The following is a 19,649-nucleotide window of genomic DNA, read 5'->3' on the forward strand; positions in this document are numbered from 1 at the left end:
TGTCTACCGTGAGAAAACTAACAGATTCAGATAAACAAGAAATTCTTAAGTTATATCGAGAGACTGCTGAAACAACATCGACTTTAGCAGAACGCTATGACGTGAGTAACTCAACAATTAGTCGCTTGCTCAAAAGTACCTTACCAGAGGATGAGTACGAATACCTAGTTTCTTTGAAACGGGCGGCTCGGACTCCTGAAGGGAGGGCGCAGGTAAACTATGAACAGTTGCCTTTATTGATTAACAAAGAGCCGGAAATAGAACCGCCTCAGAGCGAAAGTAAACCTTTAGAGTTGCCCAAGCTCAAATCACAGGAGACAATTATTGAGGCAGAACCGGAACCAGACGAAGATTCGGAGGACTCCAATTCCGCTATTAGACGGGTGCGGAAGCGTTCTTCGGCGGCTACAGAAAAACCAAAGCCTCGATTAATTAAAAAATTAGACATTCCGCCAGAACAACCACCAGAAATTCCTGGCCTTCCTAGTCCAATATTGGATGAGGAACGTCCAAAAGTCGCCGCTTTTGCCGAAATGCTGGGCGAAGAATTGCTGGATGAATCTGAAGATCTAGAGGATTTAGATGATGACGATTTAGATGATGACGATTTAGATGATGACGATTATGAGGAAGATGAAGATGACTTTGAAGAGTCAAGACCTTTAGTTACCAGACGTAGGTTAGGTGAAGCACCAGTTCAAGTTTTACCATTGTCGGCAGCCAATTTGCCGAGAACTTGTTATTTGGTAATTGACCGTTCAGCAGAGCTAATTACCCGACCACTCAAGGACTTTGGTGATTTGGGGCAAATTCCTACTCTAGAAACTCAGCAAAGAACTTTACCAATCTTTGATAACCACCGCGTGGCCAAGCGTTTTTCCACAAAGCGCGATCGCGTCATTAAAGTTCCTGATAGTAGAATGCTCCATAAGGCGCGGACTCACCTCCAAGCCAAAGGCATCACCAGACTGTTAATTGATGGTCAAGTCTACTCTTTGTCTGCCCTTTAACTAAAAGGCAGGAGGCAGGAGGCAGGAGGAATGAACACTATTTACTTACCTGTTCCCTGTCACCTGTTCCCTAATTATGGGTGTACACAGCTAAATTAACGCGCTTCGCTAAATTCACAATGTCTTGTTTGCGAGCAACTTGATTTACCCAAAGTTGAGGTATACCCTCAATACCGTAGTAAATTCCCGCTAACCCACCCGTGACAGCAGCAGTTGTATCTGTGTGTCCGCCCAAATTCACAGCTTTTAACACAGCTTCTGCATAAGATGTGCTGTTTAACAAACACCATAACGATGCTTCTAGGGTTTCAATGACATAGCCGCCAGATTTAATCTCTTCAATTGGTAAGCTGGCTATTTCACCACTGAATACTCTCGCAAAATGGGGCATTTCTGCCAGAAATTGCGGTGCAGAATAAATAGTTTGAACTTTCTCTAAGCCTTGAGTGTAAGCTGTTGGCAAATTAGCACCTTGCAGGAGTTCAATGGCGATACTAGTATAAATGCCGCAGGCCATTTGCGATCGCAGATGAGCATGGGTAATGCAAGACACCTGATGCACCCGCAAAATTAATTCGGAAAAATCTAAGGTTTTATGACAATAAGCCATTGGTAAAATTCTCATCAAAGAACCATTACCATTACTCATTTCGCTGGTTCCCCCAGCTTCTAAAGGTGGAACGCCTTGATTAATTCGCATCATAGCTGCATGAGTACTCTGGCCGATACCAAATATTTCCCCTCTGGGAGTCCAGTAAGCTTGCTTGTACCACCGCCAGAAAGACAACGCTATATCATCCAAAGAATATCCTCGGCAAAGGTTTTCTGCCAAGCAAAACGTTAGGGAACTATCATCTGACCAAGTTCCTGGCGGTTGATGCCATGTGCCATAGCCTAGCATCTTCGTGACGGGGAATTTCATTCGTTCAGCGCGGCTAGTAAACTCCACCGGTACACCCAAGGCATCACCGACACATAAACCCATCAAACCAGACAACGTTTGTGTAGCGGTTAGCATTATGCCATCTCCACGAAAAGCGCCAAAATTTTCCAGCCAGAATACAGTTAGCCCAATAGGTACTGAATTCTGATTAATTAACTTTATATATTTCTGCTATGGCTTATTGCTATGCCTGCTACAGGCAATTATCATGTCTTAGTTAAAATTTCAAAATAATCAAACTTGCATAATTCATGCTAAAAAAATCAATTTTTATCACTATAATGTGACACTTCTTTAAGCGCCCACTCTAGATAAATGTCCGGTTTAGATCAGACTTGCTGCGTATATCTAAAAATTTCATGCCAAATAAAATCGTAAATCTACTATTAACTCTGCGGCATCAATAGCAACAAAAACTCTATAGATATTAAAAATCAACTGGAACTTTTTTACACAATTTGCGACCTAGTACATAACAGCAAAAATTCAAAAGATTGGTCAAAGTTATGAAAGGTTTACTTCAGTCTTTCGTGGTATTTTATACATTATCTTCCTTAGTTATTGCGCCTCTAGTAATGAATGCAGGTCAAGCATCTGCTGAACAGAAAAAAGGTACTGATGCTAGTTATGTTGGTGCTGGTGTTGCTGCTGGTGTTACCAACGGCGGACTCAACAATGATGCTGCTAACTTTGGCGGTAATCTCACAGCTAAAGTGAAATTAGGCAGCCTCCCGATTTCTGCACGCGGGAATGTTCTCTGGAATGATCAGACGAGTACTATCATCCCAGAAGTTTCTTTAGATGTGCCAATTGCTAATAGAACTAATGCCTATGTTACTGGTGGTTATTCTTTTCTAGATAAAGATGGTTCACCCAGTCCTTTAGGTAATAGAGATTCTGTAGTAGTAGGTGCTGGTGTGGAATCAGAAGTTGCTAATAATTTCCTCATCTACACAAATGCCAAAGTTGGACTACGTGCTTATCAAAATAGTCCGGCTTCTGCTGTTAGCATCAATGGTGGTATTGGTTATCGCTTTAAATAACTTACTCTGACACAAGTAAGAAGTTAATTGTTGCGTAGACGCAATTTTTCTGGTTAATTCTCATATTGTTTAGATGTTAGGCAATCGAAAAACATCAGCAGATAAACATAATTATCTGTAATTCTCTTGCCTTTTGTTTATTAACTAGGAAGTAAGTTGGTGGAATTCCAGCCCAATATGGTGAATTGTGTTGTTGAACTTTGAATACTGCTGGAAGATGAGACTTTATCGGTAAAAGTCACCGAAAACCAACAAAGTTTAAGTTGATTTATACCACCTACTTATATATGCTGGTTTTGTTAAGTGTAAAACTATCGACAAAGCCGGCTTTTTGCCGTGTTACAATTGTCGTATTCCTCATATTTCCGACCGGATTACCGGGAATAACTGAGCCAACAACTTAGCTTTGGCTTTCATCCTTGCTTTATTGAGAATACTATACAACTCTCATGGTTAAATCTGCTCCTCCCTCACCTACCAGCCGTAAGCCCTCGAAAGTAGAAGGCATCAAAGAACATAGTAATTTTTTGCGTGAACCTGTAGCAACGCAGATCCTTGAGGATACTACTCATTTTACCGAAGACGCAATCCAAATCCTCAAGTTTCATGGCTCCTACCAGCAGGATAACCGCGATAATCGCGTGAAGGGACAGGAGAAAGATTACCAATTTATGCTGCGGACAAAGAATCCTGGTGGGTTCGTACCGCCGCAACTATATTTGGCCTTAGATCAGCTGGCTGATGAATATGGCAACCATACATTAAGGGCGACTACCCGTCAGGGTTTCCAAGTGCATGGAATTTTAAAGAAGAATCTCAAAGCCGCCATTGCGACTATTGTCAAAAATCTCGGTTCGACTTTGGGCGCTTGTGGTGACATTAACCGCAACGTTATGGCTCCACCAGTTCCCTTCAAAAATCGTCCTGAGTATAAGTATGCTTGGGAATATGCCCAAAACATTGCTGATTTGCTCTCACCCCAAACTGGTGCTTATTACGAAATTTGGCTAGATGGGGAAAAAGCCATCAGCGCGGAAGAAGATCCAGAGGTGAAGGCGGCGCGGCAAAAAAATGGTACTGGCACAGTTGTTCATGACAATGAAGAACCGCTGTATGGTACTTACTATATGCCCCGGAAATTCAAAGTTTCCGTGACAGTACCAGGCGATAATTCCATTGATTTATATTCCCAAGACTTGACTTTGGTAGTAATTACCAATTCTCAAGGGGAACTGGAAGGATTTGATGTTTTTGCTGGTGGTGGTTTAGGTAGAACCCACAACAAAGAAGAAACCTTTGCCAGATTAGCCGACCCGATTTGCTATGTAGACAAGGCCGATGTTTACGACATAGTTAAAGCAATTGTGGCTACTCAAAGAGATTATGGCGATCGCACTGACCGCCGTCACGCTCGGTTAAAATACTTAATCAATGATTGGGGTGTAGATAAGTTCCGCGCCAAAGTCGAAGAATATTTTGGTAAGCCAGTCACCCCCTTTAAACCACTGCCAGAATTTAAATATGAGGATTTCCTCGGTTGGCAAGAACAAGGTGATGGCAAGTTATTTTTAGGCATTTCTATTGACAACGGTCGAGTTAAAGATGAAGGTTCATTGCAACTTAAAACCGCCTTGCGGGAAATTGTCGAAAAATTTCACCTACCTATCCGCCTGACACCCCATCAAAACCTAATTTTCTGCGATATTGACCCAAAAAACAAACCAGCTATTCAAAAGATTCTCAACCGTTGCGGTGTTGTCTCTGACCCCAGTCAAATCGAGCCTTTAGTTCGTTATGCAATGGCTTGTCCAGCTTTGCCTACCTGTGGTTTGGCAATCACCGAGTCAGAACGGGCAATACCAGGGATTTTACAACGAATTCGGGCGCTGTTAGATCAATTTGGTTTACAAAATGAACATTTTGTGGTAAGAATGACAGGCTGCCCCAACGGTTGCGCTCGTCCTTACATGGCAGAATTGGCTTTTGTAGGTAGTGGCCCGGAATCTTATCAAGTTTGGTTGGGGGGTTCACCAGATCAAACACGACTGGCGCAACCAATTGTAGAAAAGTTGCACGACAATGACATAGAAAGCTTTTTAGAGCCGATTTTTGTTTACTTTAAGAAGTCACGGGAAGCTGAGGAAAGCTTTGGTGATTTTTGCTCACGCATTGGTTTTGATGCTATTCGAGAATTTGCGTCTCAATACCAGCCGGAAGCTGTCGTCATCACTACCGCAGAAACTTTACCCCAAGTAGTAGCAACCAAAAAGAAAGCTGCACCGAGTAGATCACGTCCCCGGATTAGTCTTTATGACGAGGTTTACAGCAAATTGAAGGAAACGGCTACGAGTCAAGGTAAATCTATGACGGAAGTAGTGAATGAAGCTTTGAAAATTTACTTGCAGATAGATAAGTAACAGCTGAGTTCAGAAGTAGAGATGCGCTATTGTGTGTCTCTACTTTTAAGGTTTATTTGTGAGGCTGTTCCAAATCATAGTTTTTTTCAACGCAAAGGTACATGGAGGTTAGCGCAGAGGTACGCGGAGGTTTTTGATGTGAAGTAATTAACCTGAGTTCAAGATTACTCGATTTCTTCACAGCGAATTAATAGCGTTTCCATCGCTTCGGCGAGAGAAATTAAATCTATCCAAGAAGAACCAGTGACTAAATTTTGCGCGTGTGCTAATCGGTTGCGTAATTGTTCAGCAGATTTTAAGAAGCGTTCGCCAAACCGTTTGGACTTTAATTCTAGTTGCTGAAGTAGTTCTGGTTGGTTTAAAACTAATTCTCGTTTGTCACAAAACTGGAGATAATCTAATAAATCTGTGGCTTCGTTTCTTTCTTGACTTTCTCTCCATAGATGTTTGGCAATTTCTACCCGTTCGGGTTTGATAAATTTCTGCCAAGAATCTTGGGGATAATAAAGTCTTACTAGTCGCAGCAGATTCATTTCTAGTAGTGTCACCAAACCAAATAGGAGCATTCGCACTGGTGCTTTTTGTAAGTCGCCACAAGTCACAATTCCACTAACTTGATTGCAGTCTAAGACAAATAAGCGGGGAGTTTGTCGCAAAATAGGCAGTAACTTCATGAGTGGGGTGGAAATGGCTATCAGTTCTTGGGAATGAAACACCCGTTGATAATCACCACATCGGCCGGATTTTACCTGGATTAAACTAGAGCGTTCAACATAACCAGTGATATTGTCTTCCGTTTCAATGCCGACAACATCAAAATCTTTTGCCTGCATCCACTGTAATACCTCTGCTACCTCAGCTTGGGGTGACACAGCTTTGAGAGGTTCTGCCACATATTCGATTGTAATGTTGTTTTCAAACAAACTCCGCAGGTCTTGCGATCGCGATTTTAGGTGTTTCATCTGCCTTTAGCCATCAGACATCAGCAGGATAAGTATTTCACTTTCAGCTACTTTCTGTCAGTGCCAGCTGAGAACTAATCCTCTGATATTCGTCTGTGCAGAAGTTTAACGGAAAATTGCTCTCAATGCGATCGCAGATTTTCTCACAAGCGATCGCACTTTAAAACTCAAATATGAGCCTATATCTGTCTAAAGATATCCATAATAATTAACCGTTATCTCTATTGATAGATAAATAAACCCAGGTAATACTGGTATGTTCTTCCTTAGTTGAGAAATAGTCAAGGTAAACAATATGAGTATTGAAAATAGAATAGAAGCTACTGCCAAAAATATTGAAGGCAAGGTGCAAGAAGTAATTGGTGAAGTGACAGGGAATCCATCAGATAAAGCTGAAGGTAAAGCGAAACAAGCAGAGGCACAAGTAATTCATACCACAGAAAATATCAAGGATGAACTTAAAAAAGTTATAGACTAGTTGCAAATTGCCCACAAAACAGACTAACTATAACTGTAGCCTCAAAGTCATATCTTTATAGAGAATACTCCACTTTGAATAAAAGTGGAGTATTTATATTTACGGGCAATAGTAACAATAAAATCAGCCTAAGCATAATTTTTGTTCAACTAATAACTTGCACGATTAGTTAGCAAACCCCAGATAAAAATAGCGATAATTGCACCAACAATGGCAACAATTATTCCTGGAATACTCAGTGTTGCCGCTGTGAATTGTAACCTGCCTGTTTCTAATAGGGTAACGATAGTCCCCCCAATTAAAGCACCGATGATTCCTAAAACCATAGTTGCCAGAATGCCACCACCTTGACTACCGGGATAAATAGCTTTGGCTATGGCTCCAGCAATCAGACCAAGGATGATCCAAGCAATAATATTCATAATTAGTTTTGCAAAGATTATGCGAGTATCTTATGAAGACATACCTGCTTTTCCGTCTACCTCAAGAAATAAGTATTATGGCAAAAAACCAGATGGGAGAATTTCTCTATTATTGATATTTTTGGCTGGGAGGCCAGCGCCAATTGTAGCGGTTCCAGTCGTAGATACCTTGAATTTCAAATTCGGAACCGTTATTGAAGCGAATAATGCAATTTTGAGGGGAGTTGTTCGCATCACGGATTTCATCGACCTGAATCACAATGCAGGGAATCCATTCACGTTTACAAGGGCCATCTTCTTGCACCCATTCCCATAGGGCATTGGAAACCTCAATGCGATCGCCTACTCTTAACTTTAGTGCATCTTCAAAATCAGCATATTTGTCAAAATGACATGACTCAACTTGATTCAACCATTGCAAACCATAGCGTTCTCGGATGAATTGGACTGCACCTGAGTCTTGGTTGTGCAGCCAATCATTTAACAATTGCACTTTCCAAGTGCGGTTTTGTTGTTCTTCGGTTTTGACAAACTTTAAAAATGCTAATAGTTCCTCCGAGTCTAATTCATCTAAAGGGTTAGCAATATCGTATGGGGAATTTTGGGGAATTTGCTTGACTACTTGCAGTAATATCTGTTTCTGCATCTCAGAGAGAGGACAGCTGGCTACATCACAACGCTTAAAGGCTGTTTGCAATGCTGTTTTAATCTCATCTGGGTTCATAGGTCGTCAATAGCAATTTAGGGGTTATGTCTCTAATTATTACAAAATCCCTTGTTAGTCAGTAAACGGCAATAGTCTTATTCCCTATTGCCTATTTAATAGTCAATTCTCTCATAATTAAAGATGCGATCGCCAAAATTTGATTTAATTGGCTTGCAAAGCTTTGTTTGCCACCTCAATTACTTCTTTTGTAGCCTTCTCTTTACGTTCACTGTAGCGATCAGTCAGGTAATCTACCTTGTCTCGTAGCAACAAAGTAAACTTATAAAGTTCTTCCATCACATCCACAACGCGATCGCGGTAAGGCGAGTCTTTCATTGTCCCATCTTCGTTAAACTCTTGATATGCTTTCGCTACTGATGATTGATTGGGAATCGTAAACATCCGCATCCATCGCCCCAGAATTCTTAATGTATTCACAGCGTTGAAAGATTGGGAACCACCACTGACTTGCATTACAGCTAAAGTTCTACCTTGCGTCGGACGAACGGCTCCAATACTCAGCGGAATCCAATCAATTTGGTTTTTCATAATTCCAGAAATCTGACCGTGCAGTTCTGGACTAGACCAAACTTGCCCTTCAGACCATAAACTTAATTCCCGCAACTCCTGTACCTTTGGGTGAGTGTCAGGTACACTACCGTAAATTGGGAGTTCTCTGGGGTCGAAAAACTTCACCTCAGCACCAAATTCTGTAATGATGCGTGCTGCTTCTTCGGCTAACAGGCGACTGTAGGAGCGATCGCGCAAAGAACCATACAAAAATAAAATTCTAGGGGGATGGTTGAATGTTGTCATAAGGAAAGTGTGGCAAAAAACTGTCGTAATTTTCAAATCATCGCTTGATGATAGGTAATATCTTGTCCGATAAAAAACTGATGATTCAGACCCCAGGAAAAGCAGAGAAAAAAGGTTGGCTGCTGATGCACAAATAGCCCGAATCATCACTGATTAACCGGATATGATATCAGCTATTCTCCTGCTAACTCTTGTAAAAAATCTGTCTGGGCTGCTCGTAATTCCACATTGGGGTTTGCATTTACAATCATCTGCATAGACTGGTTATAGGATAAACCTGTCTGAATTAAATAAGCAGCGAGGATGGTTCCTGTGCGCCGTCTGCCACTGGTGCAATGAACTGCAACAGCATTGTTAATGTAATTTTGACTAGTGATGAAAGTTTGTAATTCCTGAAGTTGCTCTCGACTGGGTGCAGTGCCACCTTTGATTGGCAACCAGAGATAAGGCATATTTGCCTGCTGGTATAAATCTAGATTAGAGGGATCATCCATCAGAGAAACGATCGCCTGAATACCTAATGCTTGTAATTCAGTTAACTCTTCTGCTGTTGGCTTACGCACACCTGCGAGTTTTTCTGGAATTACCCACCACAGGCTTTTTGATATTGGTTGGATTAATTCTTGCTCCATTGCTTTGAGTTATTCTAGTCAGAAAAACCTTAACCAGCACTGGTAACTTCTTGATTCACAGACGCAATTAATTGAATTACGCGTTCTTTAATTTCATCGCGCACTCTGGGGAAAATTTCTGGTTGTTCTGCTGGATCATCCAATTGCCAATCTTCAAATACTTCGCGCACTACCCACTCTGGTGGTAAATTCACGCCACAACCACACAAAGAAATGACCACATCAAAATCTTCAGCTTGAAAATCACTTAGGGGTTTGGAATTTTGATCAGTAATATCAATACCAATTTCTTGCATCGCTGCGATCGCTTCTGGTCTAACCTGACTCGCCTCTAACCCCGAACTAGTTACGGCTATTTTTCCTTTACCCAAGGTTTTAGCAAAGCCTTCCGCCATTTGCGAACGAGCAGAATTTTTTTTGCAGACAAACATGACACGTTTCATAGCTCAATTCCTTTGTTTATGACTGATATTTGTGATTATTTGCAATCCCCAAAACAACGCGGATCTAGCAAGGTTGCTTTTTCCGGTTCTCTGGGAAACCAACTTGCTGTGCGTTTACAAACTTCAACCAGCATTAACATGACTGGCACTTCAATTAAAACTCCTACCACTGTAGCCAGTGCGGCACCAGAACTTAAGCCAAATAAAATCACAGCGGTGGCGATCGCTACTTCAAAATGATTACTCGCGCCAATTAATGCTGCTGGTGCGGCATCTTCGTAAGATAAATTCAGCTTCAATGCTGCTACATAACTAATCAAGAAAATGAAATTAGTTTGAATAAACAGTGGTACAGCAATTAACAAAATATGCAAGGGATTATTCACAATTAGTTCACCCTTGAAGGCAAACAGCAGTACCAAAGTTAGCAACAAAGCAGTAATCGCTACGGGAGTTAAATAGTTGAGAAATCGTCTTTCAAACCACTCTCTACCTTTATATTTAAAAATCCAGTAACGGCTATACATTCCTGCTATTAGCGGTAAACCAACATAAATTAGTACTGACAAAACAATAGTTTGCCAAGGTACAGTTAAATTATTCGCAGCTAGTAACCATCTACCCAAAGGGGCATATAAAAACAGCATAGCCAAAGAGTTTACAGCCACCATGATTAAGGTGTGTCCTTGGTTGCCATAAGAGAGATATCCCCACATCAACACCATCGCTGTACAAGGTGCAATTCCCAATAAAATCGTGCCAGCAATGTAAGAATTTGCCAGTGAAACTTCACTACCTCGAATTATTTCACTTCCGGTAATCAAAGGTTGAAATAACCATCCTAAGAAAAATTGAGCAAATACAACCATCGTGAATGGTTTAATCAACCAATTCACTACCAAGGTGAGAATTACTGGTTTTGGGGCGCGGATAGCATTTGTAGCTTGCGTGAAGTCAATCTTCACCATGATGGGATACATCATGAAAAACAAACATATAGCAATGGGAATAGAAACCTGATATACACTCATTGCATCCAGTACTACCGCCACTCCTGGAAATAATCGACCCAGAACAATTCCCCCAAAGATACATAAAAATACCCACACAGTGAGGTACTTTTCAAAAAAGCTGAGATTGCTTCCTGCTTGTATTCGGGTTGTACTAGCTTGTGAATTATGAGCCATCAAAATATACCTAAAATCAAACTAAACGCCTAAAATTTGGATTCTTTCCGCAACAATTCACCAATTGTTAGGTTCATTTCTGCTTTCCCATCAAATACTGTTCCTACCTTGCTTTGATAAAAGTGAACAGAATTGATCTGGTAGCCTTCATCAGGTAAAGGTATATAACCCACAGAAGCCACAGTTTTTGGTGCATTTTTGAGGTAAAAATCTATAAATTCAGAGAGCATTCCCCCATTTGATAAAGACTGCGGATTAACGTAAATAAATAAAGGTCGAGAAAGTGGTTGATATTTGGCTTTTTCTACTGCTTGAGGTGAGGGTAATACTGAGCCACGTCCATTATCAATGGAGAGTGCTTTCAATTTATCTTGATGTTTTTCATAATACGCATAGCCAAAATAACCCAACGCATTTGGGTCTTTACTGATGCCATCTACTAATATTTCATCATTTTCACTGGCTGTATAATCGTTGCGAGAAGCTCTAGCTTTACCAACAATTGCCTCTGTAAAGTAGTCAAAAGTACCAGATTTTCCCCCAGCACCATACAAAGTCAAAGGACGATCTGGCCAAGATGCTCGTACTTGGTTCCAGCGAGTAATTTTCCCTTGAGCCGCAGGTTGCCAAATCTTTTTTAATTCTGCTACTGTGATGTCTTTTGCCCAAGTGTTTTGAGGATTGACAGCCACAGTTAAAGCATCAAAAGCTATGGGAAGTTCTATGTATCCCACTCCGTTATTCTTACAAGCTGTCATCTCTGCTAACAAAATCGGTCGGGACGCATTGCTGACTGCTGTTTCTCCTGCACAGAATTTTTCAAACCCGCCTGTAGTACCAGAAAATTTAACTTCAATTTGCGCCTTGTTATTGGAGTTTGCTTGAAACTCTTGAGCGATCGCTTGAGTAATAGGATATACCGTACTCGAACCATCAATCTTAATTGTCGTCCCAGTCTTGGTACTATTACTCACTTCAATAGCGCTGGGAGACTGTTGACTTTGAGTATTAGAAGTTGATCTATCTGCACAACTGCTTACTAGCGCCAGTGTTGTCAATACGAGAGCCAATTTCTTAACTTTTGTTTTCATCGACCTCTCCAACTCGTGTTGTTACTAACTTTGTATATTCTTCATATCAAATTTTCTTGATATATTAGGTTGTTGTCAACTGGAGAATACAAAAATTCATCAAAAAAAATTGATGGGTTCTCCAACGATAAATTAAAGTCTGCAATCTCTTGGTTATGAAATTCAGGTAAGCTGAGGTTAAAAATAGTGCTGAGTGTCTAGTGATGACAGTAACTTTTCAGCGCTAAGTTCACTGAGAGTAATTTGTTACCTTTGTGAAATATGAAAAAACAACACAGCAAAGCATTTTTATTGAATTTCCCAACTTTGGTTATGCAGCACTACTCAAAACTGATTCAGATAATTTTTACTTTCTGTCTAATCACATTTCTCTCATGGATGATAACTCCCACAGCCGAAGCTCTAACACAGATTAGACTATTTGACATTTCTTATAAAGATTGTCCCCCAGAACTGGCTCAAGGGGCGGTTATTAGTAGTGGTAGTGCAGCGGCGAATTGCTTTATTGTCACAGGTAAAGCAGAAAATGGCACTTACAAAACTGTCTACGATGCAGATATCTATGGACGGATCTATGATGCTAACAATGACTCAGTCATGCAAAACCGGACTCGTCTTGGTTCTATTGCGGAAGTTCCACCAGGAACGAGTGATTTTGAACTCAGGATTTCTGTACCCGCTAATCAGCCCTTACCTTTGCAGCTAAAGCAATTTAAAGCATCGGGATTTAGTAGCCAAGTCAGAAGATGAGTGCTGTAAAGCCCTGCGGGCATGGCTGCGCTTAGAGCGGTAGCGGGGCGTTCAGCCCGTGCTGAGTGATTACAACTTTTAATAAAATAAACAGTCTGGGTTGACTAACCCAGACTTCAAACTAGTAACTTCTAACTGATAGTTACGCAAAGACTTGCAGCCCACCAGCCAGACTACCTACTACTTGGCCGACTACTTGCAGTAATAAAATCGCTAACATGGGAGAAATATCAATGCCGCCCAAAGGGGGGATGATAGAACGGAAGACATTGAGATATGGGTCAGTAATTTGGCTTAAAGCAGAAAAAGGCTGATTGTACCAATTGATGGTGGGGAACCAAGTCAAGAGAACTCGAATGAATAGTAGAGCAGTATATAGCTGTATGAAGGTGTTGAGAGTGCTAATCAGTAAAAACATGGATTTTTCGATTTCCTGCTAAGTTTCACAAGCGGTCTTATAGTTGATTTTAGTTTAGTCGTTGTCATGCTGTCTGCGAATTAGTATCTATTTTGACCACGACTAGCAGCTACCGGAATTTCCGATAAGCCTGAAAGTGAAAACTAAGTTGAGGAAAATGGTTTGTGGGTGGTTAATCTTGTATTGAAGAACGATCGCCTACTGTCTGACTAGCATTACCGTTAACATCGCCCAATTGTTTTCTCACCTCATCAATTGTGGCATTTAACTGAGCAATTTTATCTTCTAGCGATCGCCTAGCTGTTTCCATTTCCAAATCACCAGTTTCTGAGGCTCTCATCCGCCGTTTTGTGGAGTTTTTTTTCGGTTCTACTGCACCATTGCTAACTTCAGCGTCTTCCTCTGCTGATTCGAGGTCGAGGCGAGAAGTAATTACAGCCCCCAAAACACCACCAACTAAGCCACCAAAAAGCGCCCCTGCGAAAAAACCACTAGCAAAACCATCACGCTGACTCATAACTTTACCCGCCTTGAAGCAACCTTACAATCTTTAATATTGTGTTTAGCGATTTTCTTTGCCTAGCTGCATAGTAGCTTAAGTACCAAAAATGCGATCGCCTGCATCTCCTAATCCCGGTACAATAAAACCGCGATCGTTAACTGTTTCATCAATAGTTGCAGTGTAAATTATTAAACTTGGATAAGCCGCACTCAGTTTCTGCAATGCTGGCGGAGCCGCTACCACACTGACAATTCGCGTCAACGCCGGATCAATTCCCCGTTGTGTTAATTCTGCCATTGCCCTCATAATCGAGCCACCTGTTGCTAACATCGGATCTGTGATTAACACTCTTGTTTGTGGGTCAAATTTTTCCGGCAATTTGTTCAGGTAACATTGCGCTTCCAGGGTCTCTTCATCCCGCACCAAGCCCAAATGATAAATCGAAGCCAAAGGTAGCAAAGTTTGTGCGCCTTCTAATAATCCTAATCCTGCCCGTAGAATCGGCACCACCGCCACAGGCACTTCTGGATTAATAAAAGTTGCAGGACAAGAGGCTAAAGGAGTTTGCACCGTCGCCTCTATCGTCGGTAGCCACTCTCGCGCCGCTTCGTAAGTTAACCATCGGCCTAACTCAGTTATGGCACTGCGAAATAATACTGAAGGTGTAGCAGCATCACGGGCAACTGCCAACCAGTGCTTAATTAAGGGATGGGGAGGAACGTAAACACGCAGTTGTACCGTCATAGCTGGAAATTAGCACTTTTGACTTTATAGGAACTGAAACCTCATCATACTCTTTCCTGCGTATGGCTGATAGCCAAAATCAACACACTAAAAATTATTGAAAATCTTTTGCATTAATAGTTGACATAGATTCTCAATCAAAGTTATATTATTAATCAGTGTTCTCCTCTCTTTAAGGATCGGCAGACGGGATTAGCCAGCAGTCGCAGGCTTGTCCCTCTTTTTTTATGTATTGGTCATTTGTTAGGGTTTTAGGCATAGAAACACAGCCTACTCCAGATATAAATAAAAAGACTAAACTTTCTCAATGGAAATTAGGCTATTTTGTATTTTGTCAGACTAATAACCAAAAACAAAGGACAAATGACCAATGACTAATGACCATTTTGTGTTTGACGCAATTATCATTGGTTCGGGAATTGGGGGCTTGGTAACAGCAACTCAACTAGCAGCCAAAGGCGCTAAAGTTTTGGTGCTAGAACGTTATCTGATTCCTGGTGGTAGTGCAGGCTCTTTTGAGCATCACGGTTATCGCTTTGATGTCGGAGCATCAATGATTTTCGGCTTGGGGAAAAATGGCACAACTAACTTGTTGACTCGCGCCCTGGATGCAGTAAATGTTGATTTAAAAACAATACCCGACCCAGTACAGATTCATTATCATCTTCCTGATAAATTAGATATTAAAGTTGACCGGGATCATGAGAAATTTTTGCAAAATCTTACTGCTTATTTTCCTCAAGAAGCAAGAGGTATTCGACGTTTTTATAACCAATGTTGGCAAGTTTTTAATTACCTAAACCGGATGGATTTATTGTCGCTAGAAGAACCTCGGTATTTGATGCGGATGTTTTTCCAGCATCCTTTAGCGTGTCTGGGTTTACTTAAGTATCTACCAAAAAATGTCGGAGAAGTAGCGCGACATTATATTAAAGATCCCTTATTATTAAAATTCATTGATATGGAATGTTATTGCTGGTCAGTAGTACCAGCGAACATGACACCAATGATTAATGCAGGCATGGTCTTTTCCGATAGACATTATGGTGGTGTCAATTATCCTCAAGGCGGAGTAGGAATAATTGCTCAAAAACTAGTAGAGGGGTTAAAAAAAGTTGGCGGTGAGATTCAGTATCAAGCTAGGGTCAAAAAAATTATTATAGAAAAGGGATGTGCTGTCGGCGTAGAACTAGCTAACGGTCAAATTTATCGCGGTAAACGCATAGTTTCTAACGCTACACGCTGGGATACCTTTGGTAAATTAATTCCTGTAGATAAAATACCTAATAATGAGAAAAAATGGCAACAACGTTATGAAAAATCACCTGGCTTTTTGAGTTTACATATAGGTGTCAAAAGTTCAATTTTACCCAATCACACAGAATGCCATCATATTTTGTTAGAAGATTGGGCGAAAATGACTACAGCAGAAGGCACGATTTTTGTTTCAATTCCCACATTGCTTGACCCAGATTTAGCACCAGAGGGACATCATATCATTCATGCCTTTACACCTCACTGGATTGATGCTTGGCTAGGTTTGTCAGCAAATAGATATGAAGCGAAGAAAGAAGCCGCAGCCTGGCGAATTATTGAGCGACTAGAAAAGATTTTTCCTGGGTTAGATGCAGAGTTAGATTATCTAGCCATAGGCACACCCCGCACTCATCGTCGTTTCCTAGGACGAGAAGATGGCACTTATGGGCCAATTCCTCGACATAAATTGTGGGGTTTGTTAGGAATGCCTTTTAATCGCACAGCTATTCAGGGACTTTATTGTGTTGGTGATAGTACTTTTCCCGGTCAAGGGTTGAATGCTGTCGCCTTTTCTGGTTTTGCTTGCGCCCATCGCATCGCTGCCGATTTGGGAATTGGGAAATAGTCTATGCTCGTTTTTCATTAGTTAATTGCAGTGTAATCAATCGAAAAAAGAGGGAGAATACCCCATGTTTGAGGTATTCTAGATTCTGCATTTTTCAAGTCGAAACTATTTGGACTTTATTAGCTGCTGTTGTAGCTTTTTGTCTCGCCTCTTGAACATTTACGGCTTTAGCTAAAGCCACACCCATACGTCGATAAGGATGAGCCGATGGTTTACCAAATAATTTAATATCGACATCCTTTTCTGCTAAAGCTTCGGCAACCCCAACAAAAGAAATTGAATCTGATTTTTCTGAGGCTAAAATTACAGCACTCGCCGAAGGACAAAGTTGTTCAATGTGAGGAATTGGTAAGCCTAAAACAGCCCTTAAATGTAATTCAAATTCATTCAGATTTTGGGAAATTAATGTCACCATACCTGTATCGTGGGGTCTGGGAGAAAGTTCAGAGAAAATGACTTCATCTTTAGTTATGAAAAACTCAACACCAAAAATCCCTGCTCCACCTAAAGCATCGGTGACTTTTTTGGCTATTGCTTGAGATTCTAAGATTTTATCTTCAGAGATGCCTGCTGGTTGCCAAGATTCTTGATAATCGCCTCTTTCTTGACGATGACCGATAGGAGAACAGAAGATTGTTGGGGTATTCCATTGTTTAATTGTCAGCAATGTTATCTCAATCTCAAAATTAATAAATTCCTCGACAATGACTTTTTGACTGTCGCCTCTAGAATTAGCGATCGCATAATTCCAAGCCTGCTCAACTTCATCTTTATTCGCTACTACAGATTGACCTTTCCCCGAAGATGACATTACAGGTTTAACTACGTTCGGAAAGCCAATTTCTGATGAAATTGCAATCAATTCATCTAGCGTTACAGCATAACCATATTTAGCTGTTCTAATGCCTAATTCTTTGTGTGCCAATTCCCGGATTCTGTCACGGTTCATTGTATAGTTAGTCGCCGCCGCCGTTGGGATAACTGTAATACCTCTTTGTTCAAACTCTAGTAACTTTTCTGTCCTAATTGCTTCAATTTCTGGTATGATTAAATCAGGCTGATGTTTTGTGACCACTGCTTCTAAATCATCGGCACTAAGCATTGAAATTATTTCTGCACAATCAGCAACCTGCATCGCTGGCGCATTAGCATAGCGGTCAACTGCAATTACATAATTACCCAGACGTTGAGCCGCAATCACAAATTCTTTGCCCAGTTCCCCTGAACCCAACAGCATCAGTTTTTTAGGTAACTTAATAGAATTACTCATCAATTTATCCAGAAAAATTTTAGTATCATCATCTTATAATTTTTTGAATTTTATTAACATTACTTCAATAAGTAAACTTTGCTCCTCGCAATTTTAAATATTCATACTGAAATTGAGACAAACCAATACCTTTAGCAAACTGACACTCTTCTACTAAAGCCTCTGTCCAAATGGTTTCATTAAGGATTACACCTGTTAAATCAGCATTGCGTAAGTCCGCTTTAGTAAAATTAGCAAATAGGAGGTCAGCATTAACTAAACTGCTACGTTGCAGATTAGCATTAGTTAAATTACCTCTGATGAAATTTATTTCGTCTAATATCAAATCAGATAAATCTGCACCAACTAAATTAGGAAATTTTAGCTGCTGAGGATTTTGTAAAAATTGCATTATGCAAACTATATTCGCTTCATTTAATTTAATTTTAGTTAAAAACTCATAACGACTTATTCCCAATTGCTTGAGAGTTTGTTGCCTTTGCTCAATATTTTGTTCTAAAAACTGTATTGCATTTTTACGTAATTCTTGAGTTGGTAGACTAATCATTATGTCTGATATAAATAGATGATAACTATCTTTTTATCGGCAGTATTATATCGATTGTAGTACCTTGATTAATCAGAGAAACGCATTTAATAGAACCGCCATGTTGCTCAACAATAATTTGATGACTAATAGACAAACCTAAGCCTGTTCCTTGTCCAACAGGCTTAGTAGTAAAAAAAGGTTGAAAAATACTTTGGCAAATATTTTCATTCATGCCACAACCATTATCAGTGAATGAGATTGTAATTTGATTTTCCTGAGATTGAATTGTCTGAATCCAAATAGTTAGTGCTTCAGCTTTATTTATATCATGTATAGCTTCTTTTTGAATTAAAGCATCAAGTGCATTATTAATTATATTGAGAAATACTTGATTTAAAAGGCGAGGATTACAATAAACCCGAGGTATTTTGCCGTAGGATTTAATTACTGAAATAGCTTTGCTATGACTCGCATAACGATTAAGCCGATGCTGCAAAATTACCAGTGTACTATCAATACATTGATGAATATCGGCTTTTTTATAGTCAGATTCATTCAAACGTGAGAAACTAGAAAGTGATTCGACAATTTCACTAATCCGATTTGTACCACTCTCCATTGATTCCAGTAGCTTTGGCAAGTCTAGATGGATAAAATTCAGGTCACTTTTAGCAAGAGCTTGGATAATTTTGATATCTGGATTTGGATACACAGAAGCGTAAGTTGTTAAAAGGTTTAGTAAGTCATTCGTATACTGACGAAGATATTCTAAATTGCCATGAATAAAGCTGACTGGATTATTAATTTCATGTGCTACTCCAGCTACCATTTTTCCCAACGCTAACATAGTTTCGCGTTGAATTAATTGCATTTGAGATTGTTGAGTTGCTTTTAATTGAGATAAAGCTGATTCTGCATTTTCTTTGGCTATACGATATTGTTCCTGTACTAGAAATAAACGTTGTAGTGTTTGGTAGTATATAGTAACAGTAAACAAAACAAATAATGCGCCAAAAAAGAAAACCATACCAGTCAGTAATGGTATCCATTCAAATAGTTCCGTAATTGTTAAATAAATACATAAAGAATAACCACCCAGAAAAAAAACCATGAGCGAGAACATGATTCGCCAACTGAGTTTATCTGCTTCTGTCTTGAAAAATGCGAGAATTTTTCGTGTCCTAACAATAGATAGTCCCATGATTCCAGCACCCAGAGCAATCAGGGTGACAATCAAAGACAGAACAACTGGAGAACTTAACATGGTATTGAGCTAGGTTGAACGGCAAGATAGGCTGTAAACTATCACCAAGCACTTAGGGAAAAAGTCATTTTAATTTGACTGTATCGAAATAATTCAACTAATTGGACTAGAAGACACAATAGTTTAAACCTTACTCGCTG

The 19,649-nt window shown here is 40.2% G+C and carries 21 protein-coding genes; 6 read left to right on the forward strand and 15 right to left on the reverse strand.

What is annotated here, in order from left to right; all coding sequences use genetic code 11:
* Positions 1–8 precede the first annotated feature (8 nt).
* Complete coding sequence (locus NOS7107_RS00105) at positions 9–1,010, forward strand: transposase (protein WP_044499481.1); 1,002 nt, start codon at positions 9–11, stop codon at positions 1,008–1,010.
* Between the two features lie 70 nt (positions 1,011–1,080).
* Here the strand turns inward: NOS7107_RS00105 and NOS7107_RS00110 are convergent, their stop codons facing one another.
* Positions 1,081–2,028, reverse strand: a complete 948-nt coding sequence (locus NOS7107_RS00110; protein ID WP_015110955.1) for an ADP-ribosylglycohydrolase family protein — start codon at positions 2,026–2,028, stop codon at positions 1,081–1,083.
* 431 nt (positions 2,029–2,459) lie between these two features.
* Between NOS7107_RS00110 and NOS7107_RS00115 the strand changes: the two genes are divergently transcribed.
* Both NOS7107_RS00115 and sir read left to right on the forward strand, forming a co-directional pair.
* On the forward strand, positions 2,460–2,996 hold the full coding sequence (locus NOS7107_RS00115; protein WP_015110956.1) for an outer membrane beta-barrel protein: 537 nt from the start codon (positions 2,460–2,462) through the stop codon (positions 2,994–2,996).
* Positions 2,997–3,445: 449 nt separating this feature from the next.
* Positions 3,446–5,413: a sulfite reductase, ferredoxin dependent gene (sir, locus tag NOS7107_RS00120; protein WP_015110957.1), complete on the forward strand. Its 1,968-nt coding sequence runs from the start codon at positions 3,446–3,448 to the stop codon at positions 5,411–5,413.
* A gap of 164 nt (positions 5,414–5,577) precedes the next feature.
* Here the strand turns inward: sir and NOS7107_RS00125 are convergent, their stop codons facing one another.
* Positions 5,578–6,375 (reverse strand): CBS domain-containing protein, encoded by a 798-nt coding sequence (locus NOS7107_RS00125; protein ID WP_015110958.1) that lies wholly within the window; start codon positions 6,373–6,375, stop codon positions 5,578–5,580.
* A gap of 295 nt (positions 6,376–6,670) precedes the next feature.
* Here NOS7107_RS00125 and NOS7107_RS00130 point away from each other — a divergent pair, with 295 nt between their 5' ends.
* Positions 6,671–6,853, forward strand: a complete 183-nt coding sequence (locus NOS7107_RS00130; RefSeq protein WP_015110959.1) for a CsbD family protein — start codon at positions 6,671–6,673, stop codon at positions 6,851–6,853.
* Between the two features lie 149 nt (positions 6,854–7,002).
* Here NOS7107_RS00130 and NOS7107_RS00135 read toward each other — a convergent pair whose 3' ends face one another.
* From NOS7107_RS00135 to NOS7107_RS00165, 7 genes are all read right to left on the reverse strand, one after another.
* Positions 7,003–7,275 (reverse strand): GlsB/YeaQ/YmgE family stress response membrane protein, encoded by a 273-nt coding sequence (locus tag NOS7107_RS00135; RefSeq protein ID WP_015110960.1) that lies wholly within the window; start codon positions 7,273–7,275, stop codon positions 7,003–7,005.
* Positions 7,276–7,384: 109 nt separating this feature from the next.
* A complete protein-coding gene (locus NOS7107_RS00140) occupies positions 7,385–7,999 on the reverse strand; it encodes a hypothetical protein (protein WP_015110961.1) in 615 nt (204 codons plus the stop codon).
* Positions 8,000–8,143: 144 nt separating this feature from the next.
* Complete coding sequence (gene arsH, locus NOS7107_RS00145) at positions 8,144–8,797, reverse strand: arsenical resistance protein ArsH (RefSeq protein ID WP_015110962.1); 654 nt, start codon at positions 8,795–8,797, stop codon at positions 8,144–8,146.
* Between the two features lie 173 nt (positions 8,798–8,970).
* Positions 8,971–9,429, reverse strand: a complete 459-nt coding sequence (locus tag NOS7107_RS00150; protein WP_015110963.1) for a dual specificity protein phosphatase family protein — start codon at positions 9,427–9,429, stop codon at positions 8,971–8,973.
* 29 nt (positions 9,430–9,458) lie between these two features.
* Positions 9,459–9,872: an arsenate reductase, glutathione/glutaredoxin type gene (gene arsC / locus NOS7107_RS00155; protein ID WP_015110964.1), complete on the reverse strand. Its 414-nt coding sequence runs from the start codon at positions 9,870–9,872 to the stop codon at positions 9,459–9,461.
* 35 nt (positions 9,873–9,907) lie between these two features.
* The gene (gene arsB / locus NOS7107_RS00160) at positions 9,908–11,062 is read right to left on the reverse strand and encodes an ACR3 family arsenite efflux transporter (RefSeq protein WP_085999799.1); all 1,155 of its coding nucleotides are present in this window, start codon (positions 11,060–11,062) and stop codon (positions 9,908–9,910) included.
* A 26-nt stretch (positions 11,063–11,088) separates the two neighbouring features.
* Positions 11,089–12,150, reverse strand: a complete 1,062-nt coding sequence (locus NOS7107_RS00165) for a PstS family phosphate ABC transporter substrate-binding protein (protein ID WP_015110966.1) — start codon at positions 12,148–12,150, stop codon at positions 11,089–11,091.
* A 378-nt stretch (positions 12,151–12,528) separates the two neighbouring features.
* Here NOS7107_RS00165 and NOS7107_RS00170 point away from each other — a divergent pair, with 378 nt between their 5' ends.
* Complete coding sequence (locus tag NOS7107_RS00170) at positions 12,529–12,900, forward strand: hypothetical protein (RefSeq protein WP_157373914.1); 372 nt, start codon at positions 12,529–12,531, stop codon at positions 12,898–12,900.
* 142 nt (positions 12,901–13,042) lie between these two features.
* Here NOS7107_RS00170 and NOS7107_RS00175 read toward each other — a convergent pair whose 3' ends face one another.
* From NOS7107_RS00175 to upp, 3 genes are all read right to left on the reverse strand, one after another.
* Positions 13,043–13,318 carry a YggT family protein gene (locus NOS7107_RS00175; protein ID WP_015110968.1) on the reverse strand — a complete coding sequence of 92 codons (276 nt, stop codon included), beginning with the start codon at positions 13,316–13,318 and terminating at the stop codon, positions 13,043–13,045.
* A 172-nt stretch (positions 13,319–13,490) separates the two neighbouring features.
* The gene (locus tag NOS7107_RS00180) at positions 13,491–13,835 is read right to left on the reverse strand and encodes a hypothetical protein (protein ID WP_015110969.1); all 345 of its coding nucleotides are present in this window, start codon (positions 13,833–13,835) and stop codon (positions 13,491–13,493) included.
* Between the two features lie 78 nt (positions 13,836–13,913).
* Positions 13,914–14,564 carry a uracil phosphoribosyltransferase gene (gene upp / locus NOS7107_RS00185; protein ID WP_015110970.1) on the reverse strand — a complete coding sequence of 217 codons (651 nt, stop codon included), beginning with the start codon at positions 14,562–14,564 and terminating at the stop codon, positions 13,914–13,916.
* A gap of 370 nt (positions 14,565–14,934) precedes the next feature.
* On the opposite strand from upp, the gene crtH reads away from it, so the two are divergent.
* Positions 14,935–16,446, forward strand: coding sequence for a carotenoid isomerase (gene crtH, locus NOS7107_RS00190; RefSeq protein WP_015110971.1), 1,512 nt, complete (start codon positions 14,935–14,937; stop codon positions 16,444–16,446).
* Positions 16,447–16,540: 94 nt separating this feature from the next.
* Here the strand turns inward: crtH and purT are convergent, their stop codons facing one another.
* From purT to NOS7107_RS00205, 3 genes are all read right to left on the reverse strand, one after another.
* Entirely contained in the window at positions 16,541–17,716 is a 1,176-nt protein-coding gene (purT, locus tag NOS7107_RS00195; RefSeq protein WP_015110972.1) for a formate-dependent phosphoribosylglycinamide formyltransferase, read from the reverse strand.
* Positions 17,717–17,780: 64 nt separating this feature from the next.
* Entirely contained in the window at positions 17,781–18,263 is a 483-nt protein-coding gene (locus NOS7107_RS00200) for a pentapeptide repeat-containing protein (RefSeq protein ID WP_015110973.1), read from the reverse strand.
* A gap of 25 nt (positions 18,264–18,288) precedes the next feature.
* A complete protein-coding gene (locus tag NOS7107_RS00205) occupies positions 18,289–19,446 on the reverse strand; it encodes a sensor histidine kinase (protein WP_253274494.1) in 1,158 nt (385 codons plus the stop codon).
* Positions 19,447–19,649: the final 203 nt, after the last annotated feature.

It is taken from the genome of Nostoc sp. PCC 7107, from assembly GCF_000316625.1.
Taxonomy (GTDB): domain Bacteria; phylum Cyanobacteriota; class Cyanobacteriia; order Cyanobacteriales; family Nostocaceae; genus Nostoc_B.